The organism is Persicitalea sp. (assembly GCF_041751555.1).
Taxonomy (GTDB): domain Bacteria; phylum Bacteroidota; class Bacteroidia; order Cytophagales; family Spirosomataceae; genus Persicitalea.
This window is the reverse complement of sequence record NZ_JBGSXF010000738.1, coordinates 1-6018: the sequence shown is the minus strand read 5'-3', so window position 1 is coordinate 6018 and position 6018 is coordinate 1. Positions and strand designations below refer to the sequence as shown.

Annotated in this window: 7 protein-coding genes; all 7 read left to right on the top strand. The window is 53.7% G+C overall.

The genetic code is table 11. The annotated features are described in order from the left end of the window. Nucleotides 1-213: hypothetical protein (locus ACEW8P_RS25795; RefSeq protein ID WP_373515940.1), on the top strand; the 213-nt coding region annotated here is incomplete at its 5' end. A 72-nt stretch (nucleotides 214-285) separates the two neighbouring features. Further along, nucleotides 286-807: a hypothetical protein gene (locus tag ACEW8P_RS25790; RefSeq protein WP_373515939.1), complete on the top strand. Its 522-nt coding sequence runs from the start codon at nucleotides 286-288 to the stop codon at nucleotides 805-807. An 11-nt stretch (nucleotides 808-818) separates the two neighbouring features. Then, nucleotides 819-2648, top strand: a complete 1830-nt coding sequence (locus tag ACEW8P_RS25785) for a hypothetical protein (RefSeq protein ID WP_373515938.1) — start codon at nucleotides 819-821, stop codon at nucleotides 2646-2648. After that, the gene (locus ACEW8P_RS25780) at nucleotides 2645-3616 is read left to right on the top strand and encodes a hypothetical protein (protein WP_373515937.1); all 972 of its coding nucleotides are present in this window, start codon (nucleotides 2645-2647) and stop codon (nucleotides 3614-3616) included. Before ACEW8P_RS25785 ends, ACEW8P_RS25780 begins: the two co-directional genes overlap by 4 nt. 12 nt (nucleotides 3617-3628) lie before the next feature. Then, on the top strand, nucleotides 3629-4471 hold the full coding sequence (locus tag ACEW8P_RS25775; RefSeq protein WP_373515936.1) for a TssN family type VI secretion system protein: 843 nt from the start codon (nucleotides 3629-3631) through the stop codon (nucleotides 4469-4471). 33 nt (nucleotides 4472-4504) lie between these two features. Further along, nucleotides 4505-5605, top strand: coding sequence for a hypothetical protein (locus tag ACEW8P_RS25770; RefSeq protein WP_373515935.1), 1101 nt, complete (start codon nucleotides 4505-4507; stop codon nucleotides 5603-5605). Nucleotides 5606-5648: 43 nt separating this feature from the next. Next, entirely contained in the window at nucleotides 5649-5939 is a 291-nt protein-coding gene (locus tag ACEW8P_RS25765; RefSeq protein WP_373515934.1) for a PAAR domain-containing protein, read from the top strand. Nucleotides 5940-6018 lie beyond the last annotated feature (79 nt).

Here is a 6018-nt window from a genome sequence, read left to right as displayed (position 1 = left end):
GATGTCAAACGCGCGGTTACCCAGTACGAAACCCGGTTGAAAATCAAAATGGTGGATATCCAACGCGACGAAATTCCGGAACTGAACGAGAAAAATAAAGTGAGGCGCATTCGCAATCGACTGACGATTAAGGTTCAGGGTACCATTGTGGAAGGCGGGGAAAACTTTGACGAAAACTTCCTCATGTTCTTCGGACCCATCACAGTGGTGTAGGTCAGGTTACTTGGCCGGGTACACAGGAAGAAAAATAGGCGAAGTGTTGGCAGAGTTTAGATACATAAAAAAATGAACTATACAATATACCCAGAACCCATTGCAAAGGAAGATGAAATGAACCCCGAGGCAAAGGCTAGCTTCGAGGGAGGATACCTGACGGTTGTGTTGCCTGTGGGGTACGTACTCTGGCGGTTTATATCAAGAATGAACGATCGAAGATTCGGGGCATTCTGGGTAGATGTTCCTACCATGACGAACCTCATGAACGCGCTGCATACGTCCGGGAATTTTTCTGAAACGTACAAAAAAGACAACGTGAGAGATAATCTGGCAGTACTGACTAGCTGGTCTAATCTAAGTTGGCGTTTGAAAATAAGAGTAAATAAAGAGGTGATCGCCTACGTTGGCCGAACCGGATTGCAAAAGCACTTTATGGAAACTGAAAATAGGACGGCCTTTGGAGGCGATGCCAAAATGGAAAAAGCCGTAGAGCAACGGATTGGAGGCTTCGACCAATATGTCATTCCTCGATTTAGAGGATTACCTAATGAAAACAACTGTGCTCAGATTGAGCATTTTGCCCATATTTGAAGGAGGAACCCATGCCCATCGTAGAAAACCGTGCATCCATCAAGCAACGCTTACGGGCCGAAGCCGCCCGGCAGTGGGGGCTGGACGAGAACGACCTGAAAAATGGCTCGTTCGATCCGCTGGTGGATTTGCTGTTTGGGGCCTTTGCGGTGGAAACGGAGAAAGTCTGGCATGAACTAGAAGCCGCCCGGAGCCGCGTGGTGAAGCGCATGGTCGAGACAGTGCTTCCCGAAGTAGTTACGGGCATATTGCCCGCGCATTCGGTACTGATGGCGCGTCCTGGTTCGGGTCCGGCAGAGGTACATCCCCGCGATCAGTTTATTGCTGCCGGGGGGGACAGTGCATGTTTTTCGCCCGCTGGTTTATTTGAATTGTCGGGGGCTACCGTGCAGTATATAGCTTCGGGTACCCGCATCGACAAGACGGGTACCGGTAACTCCCGCGAAACAGCGATCCGGCTGAATGGCGGAAAGTCGATGGCCGCTCACACCGTCTGGGTCGGAATTGAGCCACCGACTACGGGAACTATCGATGCGCTGGTACTTTTCCTGAATTGGGGTACGCTGGCCGAGCAGACCCGCTTCCTTTCCTACACCTCTTCGATTAAGTTTTTTTACGGTCGCGACGGGTCGCTGGCCCGGCTTCCCATCCCCGTGTCGGCCCGTTCGGGTATTCATTCGACTGGCGAAGATACCGGTCTGGAACCGGGGTTCATGGCTCGCTACGAGGATACCGTGCGAAATTTTTATTCCCCCCATTTCGTCACGCTCGACCACCTACCCCTGACCGATAAACGGCACCTGAAAAAATATCCCGAGGAATGGGAGAACGTGCTTGATAACGCCGAAAAAGCCCTGTTTCAGCAGGAGTTATTCTGGATCAAAATGGCGTGTCCGGCGGCATTTTCCCCCGACGCCCTCGATGGGATGGAGATTGCTGCCAATTGCTTTCCTGCAGTCAACCGCAAGCTGGTCCGGCAGCGGGGCAAGCTACAACCCCTGTTCAATGTGTATGCCCTCACGGAGGAGTCGGGTTTTCTGGCCATCGACAAGGTGATAAATGGCGACGGTGAGGAACTGACACCCGTCGGTCAAAATTCTTCGCTTGATGGGAATAACGTTTACTCTCTAAGAAAACGAAACGTCGCCCGCTTCGACCACCGCGATGCCTTCGAGAAACTGACCGACGTCACGCACCACCTGCGCGACGACCTGGCGGCTTTCAATGCTTTGGACAATTCCATCCTGACTACGCACCTGGATACCATCAACCGGGGCATCACCAAACTCCGGGAACACCTGGACTCATTCACGCACCAGCTACCCCTGATTCATATTTTGGTGCGCACCAGGTCGGCAGGTACGGTACTGGATGTGCATTTCTGGTCGTCGCTGGGGAGCCGGGGTAATGGGGTAGTGGCCCAAACCAAGCTCAAGCCCGAACCCACGAACCAGTTTAAAACCGATTCCGCCCTGCTCATGCTGCCCTCGTCGGGCGGGCGCGATCCGCTGGACGAGGGCCAAATGCAACGCGCCTTCCGGGAAGCCATCCTGACGCGGGGAAAAGCCGTAACGGTCGAAGATTTCAGAACCATCGCCCTGGGAATTTTGGGCGACTCGGCCGCTCAGGTTACAGTCCGAAAGAACCTGAGCATTGGGGAAGGGGCCAAAGAAGGGGTACGACTGGTGCTGGAAGTGAGCATCGTGCCTGACGCTTCCCAAAGGCAAACGGAAGAATTTTGGTTGAAGCAAGCCCAATTGGTAAAGAATAGTCTGGAACAGCGATCTACGGGGGTGCTGCCCCTGTTTGTGCAAGTCGAAGGTTTTTCCTGGAAAGCATGATAGACGTACACGACTTATCGGATATTTTAAAGCTGGTAGCGGTGGATTATCGCGCCGAGGCCGTGGTGCGTGAACTCATCGAAGAAGGGGTAGGTACCCTCGACAATACGCTCATTATGCCCGAGGGAGGTTTTCAACGAGCCTTCGCCAGGGAAGTGAAAGAACTCTCGCCGGGATACGACTATGAGAACGAGGCGCGGAATTTTATAAAAGTCAATACGCGGCGGGAAGGCGTGACCGACATGATTCCGGCGGGGATCATCTTTCTGCCGAACATCGACCGGGAGGAACGTACCACCGAGGTGATGCTGGAAGACGCTGAACTGCATGATTCGGAATACCGGGATGCCCGCCGATTTTTCCTGCCGTTCGATGCTGAGTTTGGGCGACAGCGACTGACCGTGGAGCAATTTGAACACCAGTCGATTACGAATACATACGCCAATTACAGTCAGGAGTTGTACGAACTGCTTTGGCCCGATCTTGATTTGGAATTGACTGATTTTCAAAAAGCTACCTTACTGGAAATCACGATGGAGGCTCATCACCTCAGTGGAGACTACCCGGCCTGTGGCAGGTACCTGGAAAAAATCCTGGGCCACCCGGTGCGCATCGAGTCCGGGCCGATGGGTGAATTATACGAAGGTACTCAACCCAGTGTAAGTACCCAGGGTACCTACCCATCACTCGGCGGAGGTACCCTGGGCGTAGATTGGATTCCGTTCGATTCCCACCGGGATACCAGTTGCGTCAGGATCAGGGTAGGGCCTGTGCCAGCGGAGGACATGACCCACTACCGCCAACACCTGCCCCTGGGCCGGAACTACCGATTGCTGGCTTTTCTCTGTGATCTGCTCCTACCCGTGGAACTATCATGGATAATGCAGCTCATTCCCGGTGAGGGCGAGTTTCGGATCAACCGCACCAAAGAGGCGGCAGTACTGGGCTACTCGACGATTCTTGGCTAAAAGATATTTTTTATGAAGTACCTGACTTTCGACCTTTTGTTACCTACCCTAATTAGCCTCGTTCTGGGACTGGCGGCGGTAGGCTACTTGCTGTATCTCAAGCGCGGTTCTATTTCGGTAGTGCGGGGAGTCATCTGGATCGTTTGGGATATTGTACTTTTCGCCGGACTGGCGTACATGGCCGTGAAAATCGACTCCCTAAATGTAAGCTTCCTGCTGACTACTCTTGGCGCAGTTGTGTTAGGAATTCTCTACCTACGGCTTGCGCCCCTGACGCTCACCGGGTGGCAGCGAACCCGGTTCGGCGATCTATCGCTCATGGGACTGGGGCTGTTTTTCTTTGGCCTGGCGGCGTTTTCTCTGATGTACGGGTTGCTCTCGGGTACCCAAATTTCCGTTTCCTATTTTATGGTTGCGCTGTTGGCCTTTTGGTTGCCCGTGTTGCTCTTGTTTTCCTACAATCTTTGGATGCGTATCCCGTCCCTGAGATATAAAACCTGGCTTTTTCCGGCTCACCTGCCCGTACCCCGGTTGCACCCGGTCGAACCGATGAAAGTAACCATAAACTTTACGCCCCTGCCTACGGGAAAGGACGGCCCTTTCGAGGGGTACGAGGTGGAGTTTCCCACCAACGCTACGGTCGGCGACCTGTTCCATTATTTCATCGCCTTTCACAACAAGCACCGCGAATACAGCAAAAAGCCCATCCAGTACCTTAATGGAAAGATTCCGTTGGAATGGGTTTTGTACAAATCCGTGACGCCCCGAAGGAAACAGTACCTGGATATGGAAAAAACGCTGCCGGAAAATCAGGTACTTCCGCACGAGCACATTTACGCGTACAGTGAGCAATAACGAATTTCAAAATCAAGTCTTTACCCCAAAACGATGGTACTCCCCGGCATAGCCTATCAGTTTGTCAATTGGCGAGATGGCATGAAAATCACCCAGAGCCATTTGTCGGCCCACGACCTGGCCATCTGTGATGCCATTCGTGACACGGCGGCCGTTTTTGTGAACGGCCACAACTACGGCCTGTTGCCCGCCGAAGACGGTCAGAGTGCGGGAATCAGCGTCAGTGTGATGGGCGACACCCTCCAGTTGCTAACCTGTCGGGCCATTACGCCGGGCGGACTCCGGGTGGAGTGGAACGCCGGGGCCGATCCCGATAGCGTCAGCCTTTCGCTGCTCGACTACCGGAGCCGTTTGGGTAGCGTGGGGGTTTTCTATATAGTATTGAGAATTTCGCTCGCCAGCCTGATTGAGGCCGGGGAATACGACACCGAGGAACTGCCGCTCCGCCGACCACACCGGGTGCTCAAACCCATGCTGGAATTGCTCTCGCCCCACGAAACCATCGCCGATGGCTACACCATCCCCATATTTCGGGTAAGGTTCGAAGGGCAATTGTTCTCGCCCGATTACGACTATATTCCGCCCACCACGGGAGTTTTTGGTGAAAACCTGCTGTGGTACTACGAAACCTGCGGCAAACAGATCAATAGCATCCACCAGACTGCCCTGCTGACGCTGCGCAAGATCAATGGTATGCAGAATCTTTCGGGCGTGGCCAGGGATATTAGTTTTATCATGGATAGGCTCGTACTGACGGGCCTGCAGGTACTGGACGATTATCGGGTAATCGCCAGGGAGCAGCCCCCGGTTTATTTCATCACCGGTTTGGTGCGCTATGCCCGCACTGTGCGCATCGCGTTGGACTGTCTGCCCGAAACCAGCCTTGCCCGGCTGTACCAATATATGCGCAACAACGTGGGGGGTACCACCAAGTTCAACCGTCAGGTACCCGAGGTAACCAAAGCCCTGATGGATTCGATGATCGACAGCGTCCTGACCGCCACCTACGACCATAATGATTGCACCCTACTACTGGACAATGTCAAAGGATTCCTTGATTTTACAGAATTCGTTTGCCAGAGTTTACTGGCCCTGCCCTACGTGGAATCGACCACCCGCTGGGACATTGCCTGAGAATAGATTCAAACATCTAACATCCACTAAACCAACTACCACCATGGGAATGCCCGCCGCACGAGTAGGAGATATGCACGTTTGTCCAATGGTCACCGGAATGGTACCCCACGTGGGTGGGCCTATTTTGCCCCCCGGTCTCCCCACCGTTCTCATCGGCGGAATGCCTGCCGCCACCGCTACTGGGATGTGCGTTTGCACGGGTCCGCCGGACGTCATCGCGATGGGCTCGGCTACCGTTATGATTGGGGGAATGCCGGCGGCCAGGCTGGGTGACACCACCGCGCACGGTGGGACAATTGTGGTCGGGTGTCCGACGGTTTTGATTGGTTAGCAGAATATTAACCTCCTTAACGATTCATGTTTCCAATGAACAAGTCGCAATGGTTTATCATGGTCACGCTGGTGCTGCT

Bases quoted from the DNA above. Each gene is read 5' to 3' on its own strand.
- ACEW8P_RS25790 (WP_373515939.1), top strand. From the start codon at position 286: ATGAACTATACAATATACCCAGAACCCATTGCAAAGGAAGATGAAATG.
- ACEW8P_RS25785 (WP_373515938.1), top strand. From the start codon at position 819: ATGCCCATCGTAGAAAACCGTGCATCCATCAAGCAACGCTTACGGGCC.
- ACEW8P_RS25780 (WP_373515937.1), top strand. From the start codon at position 2,645: ATGATAGACGTACACGACTTATCGGATATTTTAAAGCTGGTAGCGGTG.
- ACEW8P_RS25775 (WP_373515936.1), top strand. From the start codon at position 3,629: ATGAAGTACCTGACTTTCGACCTTTTGTTACCTACCCTAATTAGCCTC.
- ACEW8P_RS25770 (WP_373515935.1), top strand. From the start codon at position 4,505: ATGGTACTCCCCGGCATAGCCTATCAGTTTGTCAATTGGCGAGATGGC.
- ACEW8P_RS25765 (WP_373515934.1), top strand. From the start codon at position 5,649: ATGGGAATGCCCGCCGCACGAGTAGGAGATATGCACGTTTGTCCAATG.